This is a genomic window from Cohnella herbarum, from assembly GCF_012849095.1.
Classification (GTDB): Bacteria; Bacillota; Bacilli; order Paenibacillales; family Paenibacillaceae; genus Cohnella; species Cohnella herbarum.
In genome coordinates this window covers 830,036-846,921 of the sequence record NZ_CP051680.1, presented here as the reverse complement: position 1 = coordinate 846,921, position 16,886 = coordinate 830,036, and the positions used below count along the sequence as shown (strand labels likewise).

15 protein-coding genes are annotated in these 16,886 nt (G+C 48.2%); 3 read left to right on the top strand and 12 right to left on the bottom strand.

Annotated features, from left to right (window positions below; all coding sequences use genetic code 11):
- Positions 1–18: 18 nt before the first annotated feature.
- Entirely contained in the window at positions 19–114 is a 96-nt protein-coding gene (prli42, locus tag HH215_RS03445; RefSeq protein ID WP_169278629.1) for a stressosome-associated protein Prli42, read from the top strand.
- On the opposite strand, the gene lipB is transcribed toward prli42, so the two are convergent.
- The 5 genes from lipB to lpdA form a co-directional block, all read right to left on the bottom strand.
- Entirely contained in the window at positions 86–778 is a 693-nt protein-coding gene (gene lipB / locus HH215_RS03440) for a lipoyl(octanoyl) transferase LipB (RefSeq protein ID WP_169278628.1), read from the bottom strand. The genes prli42 and lipB overlap by 29 nt on opposite strands.
- Before the next feature lie 153 nt (positions 779–931).
- Positions 932–2,296, bottom strand: a complete 1,365-nt coding sequence (locus tag HH215_RS03435; RefSeq protein ID WP_169278627.1) for a dihydrolipoamide acetyltransferase family protein — start codon at positions 2,294–2,296, stop codon at positions 932–934.
- A gap of 33 nt (positions 2,297–2,329) precedes the next feature.
- Positions 2,330–3,316: an alpha-ketoacid dehydrogenase subunit beta gene (locus HH215_RS03430; RefSeq protein ID WP_169278626.1), complete on the bottom strand. Its 987-nt coding sequence runs from the start codon at positions 3,314–3,316 to the stop codon at positions 2,330–2,332.
- A complete protein-coding gene (locus tag HH215_RS03425) occupies positions 3,316–4,344 on the bottom strand; it encodes a thiamine pyrophosphate-dependent dehydrogenase E1 component subunit alpha (protein WP_169278625.1) in 1,029 nt (342 codons plus the stop codon). Before HH215_RS03425 ends, HH215_RS03430 begins: the two co-directional genes overlap by 1 nt.
- A 205-nt stretch (positions 4,345–4,549) precedes the next feature.
- Positions 4,550–5,980, bottom strand: a complete 1,431-nt coding sequence (gene lpdA / locus HH215_RS03420) for a dihydrolipoyl dehydrogenase (protein ID WP_169278624.1) — start codon at positions 5,978–5,980, stop codon at positions 4,550–4,552.
- Positions 5,981–6,609: 629 nt separating this feature from the next.
- Between lpdA and HH215_RS03415 the strand changes: the two genes are divergently transcribed.
- A complete protein-coding gene (locus tag HH215_RS03415) occupies positions 6,610–7,539 on the top strand; it encodes a transposase (protein WP_169278623.1) in 930 nt (309 codons plus the stop codon).
- Positions 7,540–8,231: 692 nt separating this feature from the next.
- On the opposite strand, the gene HH215_RS03410 is transcribed toward HH215_RS03415, so the two are convergent.
- Together HH215_RS03410 and HH215_RS03405 are read right to left on the bottom strand one after the other, a co-directional pair.
- A complete protein-coding gene (locus HH215_RS03410) occupies positions 8,232–9,473 on the bottom strand; it encodes a DHHW family protein (protein WP_169278622.1) in 1,242 nt (413 codons plus the stop codon).
- Positions 9,474–9,487: 14 nt separating this feature from the next.
- Positions 9,488–10,897: an MBOAT family O-acyltransferase gene (locus HH215_RS03405; RefSeq protein WP_169278621.1), complete on the bottom strand. Its 1,410-nt coding sequence runs from the start codon at positions 10,895–10,897 to the stop codon at positions 9,488–9,490.
- Positions 10,898–11,051: 154 nt separating this feature from the next.
- Here HH215_RS03405 and HH215_RS03400 point away from each other — a divergent pair, with 154 nt between their 5' ends.
- On the top strand, positions 11,052–11,369 hold the full coding sequence (locus HH215_RS03400) for a DUF2627 family protein (protein WP_169278620.1): 318 nt from the start codon (positions 11,052–11,054) through the stop codon (positions 11,367–11,369).
- 333 nt (positions 11,370–11,702) lie between these two features.
- On the opposite strand, the gene HH215_RS03395 is transcribed toward HH215_RS03400, so the two are convergent.
- The 5 genes from HH215_RS03395 to HH215_RS03375 all read right to left on the bottom strand — a co-directional run bounded on the left by HH215_RS03395 (position 11,703) and on the right by HH215_RS03375 (position 16,844).
- On the bottom strand, positions 11,703–12,593 hold the full coding sequence (locus tag HH215_RS03395) for a D-alanyl-D-alanine carboxypeptidase family protein (RefSeq protein ID WP_254450354.1): 891 nt from the start codon (positions 12,591–12,593) through the stop codon (positions 11,703–11,705).
- Positions 12,594–12,725: 132 nt separating this feature from the next.
- The gene (locus HH215_RS03390; protein ID WP_254450353.1) at positions 12,726–13,814 is read right to left on the bottom strand and encodes a sensor histidine kinase; all 1,089 of its coding nucleotides are present in this window, start codon (positions 13,812–13,814) and stop codon (positions 12,726–12,728) included.
- Positions 13,804–14,502 (bottom strand): response regulator transcription factor, encoded by a 699-nt coding sequence (locus tag HH215_RS03385; protein WP_169278619.1) that lies wholly within the window; start codon positions 14,500–14,502, stop codon positions 13,804–13,806. Before HH215_RS03385 ends, HH215_RS03390 begins: the two co-directional genes overlap by 11 nt.
- 236 nt (positions 14,503–14,738) lie before the next feature.
- Positions 14,739–15,896, bottom strand: a complete 1,158-nt coding sequence (locus HH215_RS03380; protein WP_169278618.1) for a peptidylprolyl isomerase — start codon at positions 15,894–15,896, stop codon at positions 14,739–14,741.
- Between the two features lie 66 nt (positions 15,897–15,962).
- On the bottom strand, positions 15,963–16,844 hold the full coding sequence (locus tag HH215_RS03375; protein WP_169278617.1) for an AraC family transcriptional regulator: 882 nt from the start codon (positions 16,842–16,844) through the stop codon (positions 15,963–15,965).
- Positions 16,845–16,886 lie beyond the last annotated feature (42 nt).

Here is a 16,886-nt window from a genome sequence, read left to right as displayed (position 1 = left end):
AAGAAAGGATGTTTCACGATGAATAAACGTTTGTTTAAGGTCGTAATCTACGTCACCTTGGCGGTTATGCTCATTTCCACTTTGCTTATGAGCTTAGGCTCTCTGCTCGAGTAGACTTATCGTAACCGAACACCTCGGCGAAATAAGGAATAATTCGATGGCCGATTTCTTCAACCTGCAATTCTTTCCCTGTTAACGTTTCTAGAGAAACAATGCCGTACTCCGTAATCCCGCAAGGGATTATGCCTTGAAAACCTTCCTGCTCGACGTTCTTCTTGACGTTAAGCGCGAACCCGTGGCTCGTGACGAATCCTCGCCGAGCGCGGGCTTTATTGAATTTGACGCCAATGGCGGCGATCTTCGAATCACCTACCCATACGCCGGTATACTCCGGTTTTCTGCTGCCCGCGATCCCGAAATCCGCTAACAGCATGATGATGACTTCTTCCAGATTTCTTAAGTATTTGTGCAAGTCCAGACCGACGGCATCCAGATAAAGCAAAGGGTACCCGACCAACTGTCCGGGTCCATGGTACGTTATGTCTCCGCCCCGGTCAATCTCATAGAGCGCGATCCCTCTACGCGTCAGTTCTTCCTTGCTATACAGTAAATGCTCAGGGTGACGATCCGAACCGATCGTGTACGTCGGCGAATGCTCCAAAAGCAACAAAGATTCGGAGCGCTCTTCGCGATCGATTTCCTTGACAAGCTTTCTTTGAAGCTCCCACGCTTCTCCATAGTCCAGCCTGGACAGCCACTCGGTTTCCAGCGTATTCATCCCGATAGCCCCCTTCTCGAAGTACCTTATCATTGTAGCTTATCGAAAACAAACACTGCAATCCCGGTCAGCTTGACCCTGATCCCTATTCATAAACTGTCATGTAGAAAACCCGGCGCATCGCGACAACGCAATGAGCCGGGCTTTATTCTTTTAATACAATTTGGTATCCAGAGTGTAGCTCTCCAGGTTTTCCTTAACGCGTTGGAGGAACCGTCCGCAGATCACTCCGTCCAGAATGCGGTGATCCAGCGACAGACAGAGGTTCACCATCGAACGGACGCCGATCATATCGTTGATGACGACGGGCCGTTTGACGATCGATTCGAAGGTCAGAATCGCCGCTTGCGGATAGTTGATGATCGGCTGAGTCAGAATCGATCCGAACGATCCTGTGTTGTTCACGGTGAACGTTCCTCCCTGCACGTCGTCCAGCTTCAGCTTCCTCTCCCTTGTGCGACGCGCTAGATCGTCGATCTCGTGGGCGATACCCGCGATGTTCTTCTGATCCGCATGGCGGATGACGGGAGTTACGACCGAATCTTCCGTTCCGACGGAAAGAGAAATATTGATGTCTCTCTTAACGATAATCTTGTCGACGGCCCAGACGGAATTCATAATCGGATAATCTTTGATCGCGTTCACCGCCGCTTTAATCAAGAACGGCATATACGTCAAGTTGATCCCTTCCCGCTTCTGGAACTCTTCCTTCAGCTTGTTGCGAAGAACGACCAAATTCGTGACGTCTACTTCGATCATCATCCAGCCATGCGGAATTTCGCTGACGCTTTGCCGCATGCGGGTCGCGATCGTGTTGCGGATCGGCGTGATATCGATATAGTATTCCCCGCGACCCGGCAATTCTTGTCCTTCCACTTCAACGGAAGGAATACGCGGAGATTCGGATAAGTGCATACCCGTAGACCGAACTTGGATTTTAGGATCCATAGGAGCAAGCGATGATTGCACGGATGGAGTTGTCGCCAGCGGATTCGCCGCCGATGCTGATCCCGAGGCCGCAGCCGCGAGCACGTCTTTGCGAGTAATCCGTCCGCCTTCGCCCGTTCCCGGTACGCGGTTAAGATCAATGCCGTTCTCGGCTGCCAGCTTTTGCACCGCTGGAGAATAGCGATGACGCATCGGCGCGTTGGCGTCGACCTCCCCTCCGTATGTAGCGGGGGATGGCTTGGCGGATAACGATGATGGTTGGCTTGTCTGCGTAACCTCATCTGTCCCGCCTACGCTCGATTCATTCGTTTCGGTTGCAGTTGCTTCGATTTCCACTAAACAAATCGCCGAACCTACTTCTACGGTTTCTCCCGCGCCGATCAAATGCTTGACCAGCGTTCCCCTTACCGTAGAAGGCAGTTCCGCGTTGACTTTATCCGTAATAAGGTCGCAAATGGGTTCGTACATATCAATGCTGTCTCCAGGCTGTTTCAGCCATCTGTCGACCGTTGCCGATACGAGCGATTCCGCCAATTGCGGCATCGTGATTTCAATAATTTGTTTGGCCATATCCTTGTTCTCCTCCCGGTAGCGGTCTCTTGCTTAGTAACGCGCAAGCTCCAGCATCGCGGCTTTGACCTTATCTTTGTTCAGCAGGAAATGCTTTTCTCCCGGCGGATTGATCGGCATGGCAGGCACATCAGGCCCGCATAGCCGGCGAATCGGAGCATCTAGATCGTATAATAGCTCCTCGGCGATAATCGCGGACACTTCCGCGCCGATGCCTCCGGTTTTGTTGTCTTCATGAATAATGAGGACTTTGCCTGTCTTGGCTACCGCCTCCAGAATCCCTTCGCGATCCAGCGGTTGGATCGTACGAAGATCAAGGATATGAGCTTCGATGTCATGTTCCTGGGAAAGTTCGTCCGCGGCTTGCATGGCAAAGTGAAGAGGCATGCTGTAGCCGATCACCGTGATGTCGCTGCCTTCTCGCATGACGTTCGCTTTGCCGATCGGTACGATGTAATCCTCATCGGGCACTTCGTCCATGATCAGACGGTAGCATTTTTTGTTCTCGAAGAAGATGACCGGATCCGGATCCCGGATAGCCGCTTTCAGCAATCCTTTCGCATCGTATGCGGTTGCCGGGGCCACGATCTTGAGTCCGGGCGTTCCGAAGAATACCGACTCCGGACACTGGGAGTGGTACAATCCGCCGAATACGCCTCCGCCGATGGGAGCTCGGATAACGATCGGGCAATCCCAATCGTTATTGGAACGATAGCGAATTTTGGCCGCTTCGCTAATGATTTGGTTCGTCGCCGGGAACATGAAATCCGAATACTGCATCTCGGCGATCGGCTTCATTCCCGCCATCGCCGCACCGATGGCTACGCCTGCGATCGCCGACTCCGCGAGCGGGGCATCGATCGCGCGTTGTTCGCCGAACTGCAATTGCAATCCTTTCGTCGTTCCGAATACGCCGCCTTTCAGCCCTACGTCTTCGCCCATAATGAAAACATCGCTATCTCGTTCCATTTCTTCTTTCATCGCCAACCGAATGGCATCGATATATTCAATGACCGGCATTATCTTTCCTCCCCGCTCTGCTCCGCGTATACGTAGCGGAATGCGTCTTCTACAGGCTGGAAGGCTGCTTTCTCCGCATATTCGTTGCCTTCGTCGATAGTCGCGCGAATGTCCGCCTGCAATTTTACTTCCTGTTCCTCCGACCACAATCCAGCGTCCTCAAGATACTTTCTATATACCGGCAAGGAATCCTTGCCTCTATGCAAGTCGACTTCTTCCTTTGTCCTATAGGCAAGATCATTATCGGAAGTAGAATGCGCGGTGACCCGGTAAGTCATTATCTCGATTAAGGTCGGGCCTTCGCCCGCAACCGCGCGATCGCGGGCTTCTTTCACGACACGATACACTTCCAGCGGATCGTTGCCGTCCACTCGGATTCCCGGGAATCCGTAACCGAGAGCACGATCGCAAATCCGCCCTCTCGTTTGTTTGGCAAGCGGCATCGAGATGGCATATTGATTGTTCTCGCATATGAAAATAACCGGCAGCTGATGAACTCCGGCGAAATTACAGCCTTCATGGAAATCTCCCTGATTGCTGGATCCATCTCCGAATGTCACTATAGCTACGGACGGCTCCCCTCTCATCTTGGCAGCAAGAGCGAAACCCGTCGCATGGGGAACTTGCGTCGTTACTGGGCTGGAGCCCGTCACGATACGAAGCCTTTTGCTGCCGAAGTGACCGGGCATCTGCCTTCCGGCGCTGTTGGGATCCTCGCCTTTCGCGTAGACGGATAGCATCAGTTCTTTGACCGTCATTCCAAGAGACAGTACGAAGCCGTAATCTCTGTAATAAGGTAGAAACCAATCGTTCTTGAGATCCATAGCGAAACCCATCGCTACTTGCGACGGTTCTTGCGTAATTCCCGAAATATGAAAGTTAACCTTGCCTGCGCGTTGCAATAATTGACCCCGCTCATCGAAACGACGAGCAAGCATCATCGTCTTGTACATCTCGACAGCGCGTTCATCTGTCAAGCCGAGCGCGGTATGCCGAAGGGTTTGCTGGACGGAACCGGATTGTTTCATAGGCGCGTCCTCCTGCTTTGGTTTAGTTTTATAACCTGGTCTTAATACTTGAGCTTAAATCCTATTATACTCCGACCGAAAGCAAAAAGAAACGCCCAACCCGCGCGTACGAATGAAATCGCCTAAATCGGTTTTTCATCCGTCAACTTAAAGACAAGTGTCCTCCGGTCGAGCATATCTTTATGTTTAAGCTTTATCTTTGTCGTTAGCCATGTCCTGCCGCGCCGTCAAGCGCCTGCATCACTTCCTGCATCGCTTCGGACAAAGTCGGATGCGGATGAATCGTACGGCCGATTTCCCATGGTATGGCATCCAGCAATTTCGCTAACGAAGCTTCGGCTATAAGCTCGGTCGCATGCGCCCCCACGAGATGAACGCCGAGCAGATCGCCCGTAACCGAATCCGCGACGACCTTCGCGAAGCCCTCGCTTTCTCCGTATACCAATGCTTTGCCGAAAATACGCAGAGGCAATTTTGCGGACTTCACTGCGAATCCCTCGGCTTTTGCATCCGCTTCGGTCCATCCGATCGAAGCTGCCTCCGGCCGAGAATAAATACATCTCGGGATGTCCCGATCGGCGGCTCGCGAAGGCTTATTTCCCGTCATATGTTCCAGTGCGACAGCAGCTTCATGCATGGCCGCATGCGCGAGTTGTACGCCTCCGATGCAATCGCCGATAGCATAGATATGGGACTCTCCCGTTTGCAGCGTATTCGGATTCACTTTTACGAAGCCTTTTTCCGCCTTGATATCCGTATTCTCGAGTCCTAAGTTTTCCACGTTCCCTTGCCGTCCGACGGATACGAGCATCTTCTCCGCCGTTAGTTTTTGAATCTCGCCTTTAACGTCCACTTCAGCGTGAACAGCAGAATCGATAAGCTTGCACTTAGTCGCTTGAAGAGTCGCGTTAACAACGATCTTTACGCCTCTTTTCTGCAGCGATTTCGCGATTTCCGCGCTAACGTCCTTATCTTCCGTCGGCAAAATGCGATCCGCCGTCTCGACGATCGTAACTTCGGTTCCGAAATCGCTAAGCATGGAAGCCCATTCCACGCCGATAACGCCGCCGCCAACAATTAGAATAGATGATGGCCTATTCGTCCAATCTAACGCTTCGTCGCTTGTTGCGATATGCTCTCCGTCATAAGCTAGACCGTCTAGTCGGCGAGGACGGGATCCGGTTGCTATAATAACGTTTTTCGGGACAACGGTTTCCGATTGCCCGTCAGGGAGTTCTACCGCAATAGCCCCGCTCCTAGGAGAAAAAATAGACGGTCCGATTACTCGAGCGCTTCCGTTGATAACTTCGATCCGATTCTGTTTCATCAACGACTGCAGCCCTTTATGAAGTTGTTCGACGATGCCGTTTTTACGATGAATTACCGTCTTCCAATCGACGGATACCGAACCTTCCGGCAAAGAAACGCCGTATGATGCTGCTTCTCCGATCGTAGAATATACTTCCGCGCTTCTTAATAACGACTTGCTTGGTATGCAGCCACGATGCAAGCAGGTACCGCCTAGCTTGTCCCGCTCGATAATAACAACGCTTCGGCCGGCTTGCGCCGCTTTGACCGCTGCCGTATAGCCTCCCGGCCCGCCGCCCACGATGGCGACATCGACTTCGATTGGCATAGTTTCCCCTCCGTATGTAAACTCTCGTTTCTTATTGTACCTTTTTTTAGCGCCAGGGACAAAACTCAGTTGAAACTCTCTTGGCTCGTTCTCCTTCTCATGCTCATGCTCATGCTCCTTTCTCTATATCCCCTTCGCTCAGAAAATAATCATCCATCCCATGTCTCCACCAGTCCCACAATCTATACGACGGTATCCCCGTCCTCAGAAGTCGATCACACTCTCTATTCCATCAATCCCCGTTCACCGACTTCTATATCCTCTATTCCACTTCCTTTCTACGGTATCCCATTCGCTCAGAGAGTTAGTAACTTGTACCCTGTCTCTCAGTCTCCGCTTTCTTGCTTAGTCATCTATCACCGCCTTACTTCCTCAGCCTGCTACCTCAATTTTCCTATCCAGCTTACTTCTTCAGCCTCCTCCCTCAATTTTCCTATCCAGCTTTCTTCTTCAGCCCGATTCCTCAGTTTTATTCCTCAACCTTCTTCGACGGTATCCCCCTAACTCAGAACGAAAAACGCTCTGAAATTTTTACAATTTTTTTAAAATTCACTTTAAATAAGAACGCATGTTTGCTATAATTAAAATAAGAACAAATGTTTCCATTCAAAACTCGGGAAGGTGCCATTGTGAGCATAAAACTTGCTGCCGAGAAATTCGCAATATTTTGCAAACGATTCGAGACGGAACAGGATTGCTTACCAGCCTTGTTCTCTTCAAAATGGCCCACAGGATATGTTTGCCCTCGTTGCAGACACCCTGAGTTTTATCTCATTTCTACGCGCAGGCTGCCTCTATATGAATGCCGTTCTTGTCGCGCGCAAACCTCCTTAATATCCGAAACTATCATGGCAGGCAGTCGCACCCCCATTCATCTATGGTTTCGGGCCATATACCTACATACCCAACCAAACTCTATTAATGCCCTTCAGCTATCCGAAGCTATTGGAGTTACTTATAAAACAGCCTGGTTAATCTGTCACAAAATTCGTCACGCGATGGGAAAAGCTGAATCTGAACAATTCCTTTCAGGAATAGTTCGCGTCTCGGACTCTGTCTATTGCAGAAGACTATCCGCCTCTTTTGATTGGCATAAACAAGAACAACCCCTTTTAGTCGGAACTTCCGATGATGATGCCAGGAATATCGCCAAGCTAAAAATAAAACTTCAGTCAAAATCTCCTTTAAAAGATAAATATGATTGTCCCGACATGACTCCATTTATCAAGGAGTTTGTTGATCCACTCGCCGCACCTCAGGTAATCAAAACAAGACGCTACGGTAGAAACATGAATAAATCGTTGGCTTGGATGGGATATGACGTAACATGGTGGATTGGAAGGATATTTCGCGGAATTGGTCCAAAGCATTTACAAGCTTACCTCAATCAGTTTTGCTACTCTTGGAATCATAGCGGTCGAAGTTTATTCAAAAGCCTACTATCCGACTGTGCGCGTTTTTCACGAATTACTTATTCGGATCTTACCCATACATCGGCTGTAACTCGCTCTTCAAGACATTCTAGGGACCACATGCGAATTTCATCGAAAACTGGATAAGTTCCCCCTTCTAATGAGTCCTATCTTTACTGGAGGAATTTCGAATTCGATTCTCATTCGTGGGTTTGGATTCGAGAAGTTGATTCTCATTTTAGAGCGTTTGAATCTCCATATACGATTATTAATTTAAATATCGTTTTTCGGACAAAAAGATCTTTAGCATTAATTGTTTTACACTGTGTTTGGTTTGGTATTTATTCTGAAGAAAGGGGATAGCGTCAAAAGTGGCCGAAAATTAAGGCGGCTGGGAGCTGAAAATCATTAGGCGAATAGAAAAAATAGGTGAAGATCACTCTCGACAGATTGCCAATAATAGTGCTTTATACTTAACTTTGACGCTTCTACGCCTTAAATCTCAACTTTTCTCCACTTTTGGTTTGGTCACTCCTGAGCGAAGGGGATACTATCAAAGAGGGCAAAATGTAGGGTGGTCAATTTTATGAGTTCCTGAGTAGAAGGGATACGGAGAAAGTGAGCTTTTAGTAGTGGGAATATGGAGAAGGTGAGCTGTGAGCTCCTGAGCGGAAGGGATATGGAGAAGTCGAGCTGTGAGTTCCTGAGCGGAAGGGATACGGAGAAAGAGATTAAGCAGGATGATGAGATGAGATTTAAGGGTTGAGATTTAAAATAAATTGAAATGAAAAAAAGCAGCGACCATCAGAAGGTCGCTGCTTCGAGGTGTAGCATATGGTTTATTTACCGATATCCATTTTTTCGTTGAGGATTTTGGAGATTCCTGTGTTTCTAGCAACGGTTGAGTTGTTAAGGAAAAGGACGTCGGTGATTTTTTGTTCGGTCATAAAGTCGATGATATTGCCTTTATAATGACGCGGATCCAAGTAATATACTTTTTCAAAATGCGGGATTAAGAACGGAACAAATGCGTTAGCGTAAGAATCTTTGATGACGACGATTCGTTTGCCGTTTTTGTTGTCCGTCTTGATTTCTCCCCAAGGATAATCTCCGCCGAGGAATGTCGCATAGAAGGTGCTGCTGTTTTTGGCATAGTTCGGATCGACGGCTTTGCGTTCGATCGCTTTGCCGGTAGACGAATACATCGTGTAGGTGTTTTTGACGAACGGCGTGTAATAGGTCAGCGTATCCGGGTGAGACTTCAATTTGTTACTCTTGCTTAAAGTCTGCTTGTACGCCGTACCTAGGAAGCCTTCAATTTCGCCTTTTTTGTATTTGTCTAACGGAACCGCCGTTTCGCCGATCGAGTCCATGAACTTCGCGTAAGCATAATAAGCGCCAAGAGCCGTCCAGTGGTGATCCGTGCGGAAATAGATATATTCGTCCTTGTGTTCAGCCAGCCCACCATAAGCGTCAACTTGGCCGATCTTGGCATCTAAGCGAGAGTTTATGTGCGCAAAAGCGTCTTTCTGCGAATCCGATAATTTCTTAAAATCTTCGTTTATCGGAAACTCGACGGATGAAGGAGCAAGCAGCGAGTATACTCGAACCTTGGGATCGACCAAACTACTAAATCGATTCAGAGCATCGGCGTACATCTCGGCAGCGGGTGCCGAGAATTTGAAGGCGATATAGGCCCGATCCTTCAACAATAAATAATTGCTGCTGTTTACTTCGGATACGGAGCTGCCCGTGCTATCGCCGTTCATGTTATCTCCGCCCTGAGAAACGATCGTTACCCCTTCTTCTTCAGGAAACCCTCTGAGCTCTTTCAAACTCGTTCCGACTTCAACCAACGCGGTTCGATAAGCAAAGTTATCGGAAAAATAATTATCGAAATCCCGCGTGTACTGACCTTCGAAAAAGCGATCGACCGTGAATTCCGGTTGCTTGGCAAGTTCGCGTTGCTCAAGTTTGGAAGCTTCTTCGGATTGAGAATGGGGACGCAACAGATTGACGGCGGCTACTCCGAATATGAACACCAAGAAAAATATGAGATTGAGCTTGACCTGTAATTTCATCTTCACCCTCCTCGTTAGAACCGATAGTAAAGAAACGGATTATACGTACTGCCGATAAGCAGTATCGTTGCAACGATAAGAATCGCGATATTCAGCACCGGTACGCCAACGCCATGTAGTCCGGCGCCAAGCTTCGGATTGGATTCCGCCAATCGCGTAAACGTCCATTTCATAAGCGGCGTAGACGCGATGATCGCTACAAAAAATAACAACATATTGTCTTTGAAATAGATCTGCAGCTCAAGCGTGTACAAAGCCTTATTATCGAGACCGAACATGATAAGCAATGCCTTGACCGCTTCGTTAAGATCGGTAAAGTAAAACCATACCCAACCGATGAGCATCATCAGTACTCCGTACACATGGGAAACGAAGGCTCCCGCCTTCTCCAACAATTTTCCGAGAAACACTCTTTCCAAATAAATCAGCAAGCCGAAATATAGCCCCCAAATGATGAAGTTCCAGCTCGCGCCGTGCCAGAATCCCGTAAGGAACCAGACGACAAACAAGTTACGCAAATAAAACCTTCGGTTTCCTCCGAGCGGAATATATACGTAATCCCGGAAAAACCCTCCGAGCGACATATTCCAGCGCCGCCAGAATTCGCCGGCCGACTTCGACACATACGGATAGTTGAAGTTCTCGCGCAAATTAAACCCGAACATTTTACCCAAACCGATCGCCATATCCGAATAACCCGAGAAATCAAAATAGATTTGCAGGGCAAACAAACATACGCCGAACCAAATCCCCAGTACGGATGCCGACCCGGAGCTTGGGTTGAGGATCTGTTCCACGCTCTCCCCGAGTAAGTTGGCGATGATTACTTTTTTCCCGAGACCGATCATAAAGCGAGTTATTCCTTCGCTAAATCCAGCCATCGTCACTCTCGGATTGTCGATCTGCTGCTCGATATCCGAGTAACGAATGATCGGACCCGCAACGAGATGCGGGAAGAAGGAAACGTAGAGCAATAGCTTCTTAGGCGATCTTGGAGCTTTGATCGTTCCTTTATAGACGTCCGTTAAATAACAAATGATTTCAAAAGTAAAAAAGGATATCCCGATAGGTAGCGTTACCTCTGGATGTGGGATATCGAACGGTAATATCGCGTTAACGTTATCGACCAAAAACCCCGCATATTTGAAAAATCCTAATATTCCGATGTTAACGGCAATCGCGACGATATACTGCGCCTTCGCGATCCAGGTCCCCCTATATTTTTCTATACCGAGGGCAAATAAGTAACCTATCATCGATGCTATTAATAGTAATACGATCCAAACCGGCTCTCCCCAAGCATAGAAGGCAAAGGAAAAGAAGATCAGAATCCAGTTGCGATAAGTCGTATTCTTGAAAACGAAGTACGCAATGAGTAAAATCGGCAAAAACAAGTACAAAAAGAATAAACTGGAAAATACCACTCCCGATTCTCCTCTCTCTCTCTATTTCTTGTGTCATAATACCATAGGTTTTTGTCTGATCATAGGGGATTTGATAGGTGATTGATGGCATTCATGGACATTGCTCCATGAAATCGTTATGATAAAGAGATTGGAAGGAGGGCATTACCATCCTATGAAATTGGTTATCCAACGCCTAATCGCCATATTATTACTCGTTATTCCCGGCCTCTCGGCCGCATATGGCTTCTTGTTAATGAAAGACGCGTTATTCGATTATTTCGCAAAAATGGGCGACGTCGATACGATTACTCCCGATTTTTCATGGGGAATGTTCATAGCCGGCGCGGTTCTTTTTCTAATCGGCATCGGCTTTATAGGCGGCTGGATATTCTTCCGAGATCGTAAGCACAATTATTTGTCTTCGCGATTCCGGCCGAAAACTCCCCGCCCTTCGAGACCGTCCAGCTCGGACAATCCTGATCGGACGTAGGAGTAAGTCCGCGTATAAGGCTCTATCTCCTTAGCGGGAATAGAGCCTTTGCGCTTTATGTTCTTCGGTATAACTAACGAACCTACTGTTATAAAAGTTGCTTAGACGTCCCTGTAAGTATTTCCATAGACCTCGCGATCGCCTGTTTACGTACTCTTCTGTCCCTCTCCTCGCCTTCTAGCTCCCAAAACCGTTCATCGGCGAACAAATCGAGCAAAACGGTTTTCGCAGCTTTAATAGCCAGTATTTCTTCGGTTAACAAATGCACGCACAGCGAATAGCAAAAAACTTCTACGGCTTTCAAGCTCTCTACGCGGTTCCGATACTCTCTCATCATAAGCTCTCTTTCGCATAATCAAGCAACTTCTTCGTTTCCTCGAAGCGTGCTTCGGGAGTGCTTGCGCCCATGACCACCGTAATGTATCGCCGCCCATCGATGATCGTCGTTCCCGTAAAACAATAACCGGCCTGTTTCGTATAACCTGTCTTCAAGCCGTCGTTGCCCTTCGTCCCGAACCTCTGCCCCGGAAGCATTTCGTTCGTCGTCTTCAGCAGATCCGGTTCACTTTCCGCAGACGCAGTCGCTTTCTTGGTGATCTTCAATATTTCCGGATGAGTTTCGATTAAATATCTGGCCAGCAACGCCACGTCCTCGGCCGTCATTACCGTATCGCCGTCAGCTGCCGCCGTAGCATAACTCTCGATGTCTGTACTCGACAACCCCGTCGCGTTAGCGAAATAAGTATCGTCCGATAAACCGATCTCTTGCGCCTTCTGATTCATCCGTTTCACGAATTCGGTTTCCGATCCGGCAATATTTTCGGCTAAAGCTACGGCTGCGTCATTGGCGGAATGAATGGCCATCGCATCGAACAGCTCCTTGACCGATACTCTTTGCCCTTCGGTTAACTCCATTCCGGCTCCGCCTACTTGAGCTGCATATGCGCTCGCAGCGATCGTATCGTCCCATGCAAGCTCGCCGGATTGAATGCTATCCAATATAAGCGTTTCCGTCATCATCTTGGACATGCTTGCCGGCGGAAGGGCTTCCTTGCCGTTGCTCGTATATAACCATTTGCCGGTGTCGGCTTCCATCATGACTGCGGATACGACCGCTAAACTAGGACCCGGTTTTTTCGATGTGCTTATTTTCCCCCGAATGTCTACGGCCCACCCCAGTAAAACCATTACAGCAACGATAACGAATAGCCTTTTCCATCTCATTAAAACCAACCTCCAGTACGATAAGCGATAAGCCGTTCTCTATATCGATTATTGTACAGGCCACTTTTTAAACAAAGCGAAAGCAAACCATAAGATTATCTTAAGATGGGTAGGACGGTAGTCGGACAAGTTTTACGACAATGGGAGCCTAATCCTAAAATTCGTACTGTCTCCATCGCTCGTAACCGAGATCGTACCGTTATGCTTCTCGACAAGACCTTTGGCTATCGCTAAACCTAATCCCGTCCCCCCGTTATTTTCCGATCTGGATTTGTCCACGCGGTAAAATCGATCGAATAAATTGGGCAAATCGGCAGCAGGAATCGCATCCCCGTAATTCACGATCTCGATGATCGCCGATTCATTTTGCTTGTTCAAGTAAATATCGACTTTCTCGCCCGCATTCCCGTACGAGATGGCATTCGATAACAAATTCTCGAACACCCGGACAAGCTTGTCGGGATCTCCTTCAATCGTTAACTCGTTAACGTTCGTAATTAAATTCCCTTTCATTTTGGCTGATTCCAACGTCAAGCGATAATGAACCAGCAGTTGATTCATCATCTCTACCAGGTTAAAATTTTTCTTGTTCAAAGGAATGACGTCATGGCGCAGGCGAGTGTATTCAAACAGATCGTGGATCAGCACGTTGAGCCTCTCGGCTTTGGCGTACGCGATTTGAACGTAATGGCGCATCTCTACCTCGTCGCGATACCGGTCGTGTTCGACCAGCCCCAAATATCCGAGAATCGAGGTTAACGGAGTGCGCAAATCATGGGAAACGTTCGTGATAAGCTCGTTTTTCGTTTGTTCCGTTTTCCGTTCTTCGTCGAGCGACCGTTTCAGCTCAAGCACGAGCAAGTTCATGTTTTCCGCGAGCAGAGTCACTTCATTGTTTTGTTTAACGGGGACGGTATGGTCGAAATTCCCCTTCGAAATATAGGCTACGGATCGGCTTAACTTGTCATAATAACTAAACCTTCTCCAATTCAGCGCTATCATATATACGATAAATAACACGAAACAAGCTAATATGATGACCGGCATTTGTCCGAACAAGTCGGCAATCCCCCGGAGAAAAGATCTCGAGGAATAGTCGTTCCTAGTCATTCGTTCCACGATAATGACGGACATAAAACTGGTGACAATTGAAAGCAACGCGCTTATAACCATCTGCCAAGCTAATCGCCAAGCCATGCGGACCGCGATATTAGAGTTCAATTTTATAGCCAACCCCCCATACGGTCGTGATCAGCTTCCTGCCCATCTCTTCTTCGAGCTTATCCCGAAGCTTGCTGATATGAACCATTACGGTATTGTTCGATTCGAAATACTTCTCTTTCCATACCTGTTGGAAAATATCTTCCGCGCTGAATACGCGTCCCGGATTGCTTGCCAGTAAATAAAGAATTCCGAATTCTGTCGAAGTCAGGTGGACGGGATTACCGCGTACTTCCGCGGTATGCGTCGATTTGTTGATCGTCAGCTCGTTTATCTTCAGTAAGCCCTCTTCTTCCGGAGAAGCGGCGGATTGATTACCGTACTGGTAAGCCCGTCTAAGCAGGGTCTTGACCCTAACGACCAGTTCCAAGGGATTAAATGGCTTAACGACGTAATCGTCGGCTCCGGTCATCAGACCCAGAATCTTGTCCATATCTTCCGCCTTCGCGCTAACCATCAGGATCGGGATAGACCCGGTTTCCCGAATACGTCTGCACACTTCCATTCCGTCCATCTTGGGCATCATGATATCGAGCACGATGAGGTGAAAGGAACGATTGGCGAGCTTCTGTAACGCTTCCTCCCCGTCATGGGCTTGTTCCGTGTCAAAACCTTCATTCCGTAAATAAATATCGATTAAGTTGGCGATTTCGCGGTCATCGTCAACGATTAATATCGTTTTGGACATTTACAGTCTCTCCTTTGCCACACCGCGAATGCGGTATGTACGATCATTGTTCGTACCTATCCTTCCCACTATACCGCAATCCAACGTTGCTTGTCCTATGATCGGGCAAGGTTTTAGACTTCTTAAGGAAGCCTTAAGATTTGCTTTAGCAACGAGTTTCCGCAGACGAGAAAAAACAGCTTGTCCAATGCCCGCCAATCGACGGGACGAGACAAACTGCCAGGGTAGTTCTAATCTTATTGTCCGGCTGATTGGGAAGCGGACGGCGATGCTTCCGGGGTTGCTTCCGGAGATGCGCTAGGGCTAGCGGAAGGGCTTGGCTCTTCTTTTTTCGCTAACAGGTTCTCGTAATTTTTATCCTTCTTCAATCCGTCTAACCAAGCTTGGGCTTCCTTGTTCATTTTCTCGTTCCAGTAAGCTTGACTCACTTTATCCTTCACCGTGTCGTACTCAGGGATAACCGCTTCCTTCACGTCGGTCAGCTTAATGATGTGGAAGCCGCTTTGCGATTGCACGACTTCGCTCATTTCGCCTTTAGCCAAGGCGAATGCCGCATCCTCGAACTCAGCGTGCATAACGCCGCGACCGAAGAAGTCGAGATCTCCTCCCTTGTCCTTGGAGCCCGGATCCTGCGATTTCTCTTTCGCCAACGTCGCGAAATCTTTGCCGGCCTTCAATTCGGCGAGAACGGCATCGGCGTCTTCCTTCGTGCTCAGAAGAATGTGCGAAGCTCTTACTTCTTTCGGCGTTGTGGCGAAGGTCTCTTTGTTAGTATCGAAGTAAGCTTTCAGATCTTCCGCTGTTGCCGGATGTTGGCTTTCGAACAGCTTTTTGATTTTCAATTGCGGCTTGATTTGTTTTTCCTTAAAATCATCTAGCGTAAAACCGGATTGTTGCAGTGCCGCATTCAAATCGTCGTCGCTTGCCATGCCGTATTGCGTCTTAATAACTTCGATTTCTTTGGCGATATCATCGTCCGTAATCGTTACGCCAGCTTTCTCGGATTCCATGTCGATTATTTTCGTTTGGGCGAGACCGTCTACTAAGGAGATCAAAGATTGTTCTCCCATTTGGTTGGAAATCTCATCGATTAAATCCGATTGTTTAATCGTAATGCCGTCCATCTTGGCCACCGTCTCGTTACCGCCCGATGGATTCTTGATCAGCACGAACACGAGAGCCGCAATCGCGATGACCGTTATAATCCAGGGTACGACGACGGAAGAGTTATTGCGGACAGGGGCGGCGGGTTCGCTCGCAGCGATTTCCCGATTAACTGGAGCCGCTTCGAGAGTTCCATCGTTCTCTAAGTTATTCTCGAGCTCTCTCTCTATTTGCTCATTGTCTACCTGTTGTTGCTTATCGTTCAATTCATTCTCGTTGCGTTCAGTCATGTTTAATATTTCCTCCTCGTTTTTACAATCGACTCATTCACTATATCAGAATTTCGGATTATTACCTTAAAGACTCCTAAATTTTTTGCGGAATTGCGTAGGCGTGCAGTCATAAATCGACCTGAACTTCTTGCTGAAATAGCTAAAATTGTCCATTCCGACTTCCAAAGCAGCTTCCGCTACGGAGATTTTGGCGGTTTGCAATAAATACGCCGCTTGCAGAATTCGGTAATGATTAACGTAATCCATAGGCGTTTTTCTCATGAAAGATTTGAAGACTCGGCTGAAATGGCCGACGCTCATTCCGGCCACCGCTGCTAACTTCGGAACGGTCAATGGTTGTCCGCAATTGCTTTCTATATAAGAGACGACGCCCTTCAATCTATCCATCGTCTGGGTATCCACGGCATGGGCAGGATCTCTCCGCGTCCATTGATTATGGCTAATCAGATCCGCGAAAAGAGAATATAGCTCGGCTTTAATCCGCAATTCTTTCGCCGAATCCTCGGATTCAAACAAGCGATAGATGTCGTTGAGATGTCGTAAAACAAGCTCCCCCCATAACGTCTTTCTCCCGAACACAGAAGGGATAACGGCATCTCCTCGCTGCAAGGGCTGAAGAAAACGCGTAGATATCCCGTCTCTCGCTTCGGTCAGCCAATCCATATGAAAAACGATCGCTTTATAGGTGCAAGGCGAAAAATCCAGCGAATAGCCCCCGTGAACTTCCCCGCCGGGTACATACATTCCCTCTCCCTCGCTAAGCTTATAGATAGCCAACCCGATTTGGAATACGGCTTGTCCGCTCATCACCCACAGAAATTCGGCTTCGTCGTGCCAATGATTATCGAGAATCGTATCCGAATCCACATGCACCTGTAGATACGTGCCTAGCGGAAATTCGGGCGTTCCGTGCCTGCGATTTTCACGCAAATGTCTTTGATCCATATTAGTTTCTCCAAATAATCATAATATTGTTAGTAATGAGCA

Bases quoted from the DNA above. Each gene is read 5' to 3' on its own strand.
- HH215_RS03395 (WP_254450354.1), bottom strand. From the start codon at position 12,593: ATGAGATGGAAAAGGCTATTCGTTATCGTTGCTGTAATGGTTTTACTG.
- HH215_RS03435 (WP_169278627.1), bottom strand. From the start codon at position 2,296: ATGGCCAAACAAATTATTGAAATCACGATGCCGCAATTGGCGGAATCG.
- lpdA (WP_169278624.1), bottom strand. From the start codon at position 5,980: ATGCCAATCGAAGTCGATGTCGCCATCGTGGGCGGCGGGCCGGGAGGC.
- HH215_RS03410 (WP_169278622.1), bottom strand. From the start codon at position 9,473: ATGAAATTACAGGTCAAGCTCAATCTCATATTTTTCTTGGTGTTCATA.
- HH215_RS03430 (WP_169278626.1), bottom strand. From the start codon at position 3,316: ATGCCGGTCATTGAATATATCGATGCCATTCGGTTGGCGATGAAAGAA.
- HH215_RS03380 (WP_169278618.1), bottom strand. From the start codon at position 15,896: ATGACTGAACGCAACGAGAATGAATTGAACGATAAGCAACAACAGGTA.
- HH215_RS03375 (WP_169278617.1), bottom strand. From the start codon at position 16,844: ATGGATCAAAGACATTTGCGTGAAAATCGCAGGCACGGAACGCCCGAA.
- HH215_RS03385 (WP_169278619.1), bottom strand. From the start codon at position 14,502: ATGTCCAAAACGATATTAATCGTTGACGATGACCGCGAAATCGCCAAC.
- prli42 (WP_169278629.1), top strand. From the start codon at position 19: ATGAATAAACGTTTGTTTAAGGTCGTAATCTACGTCACCTTGGCGGTT.
- lipB (WP_169278628.1), bottom strand. From the start codon at position 778: ATGAATACGCTGGAAACCGAGTGGCTGTCCAGGCTGGACTATGGAGAA.
- HH215_RS03425 (WP_169278625.1), bottom strand. From the start codon at position 4,344: ATGAAACAATCCGGTTCCGTCCAGCAAACCCTTCGGCATACCGCGCTC.
- HH215_RS03400 (WP_169278620.1), top strand. From the start codon at position 11,052: ATGAAATTGGTTATCCAACGCCTAATCGCCATATTATTACTCGTTATT.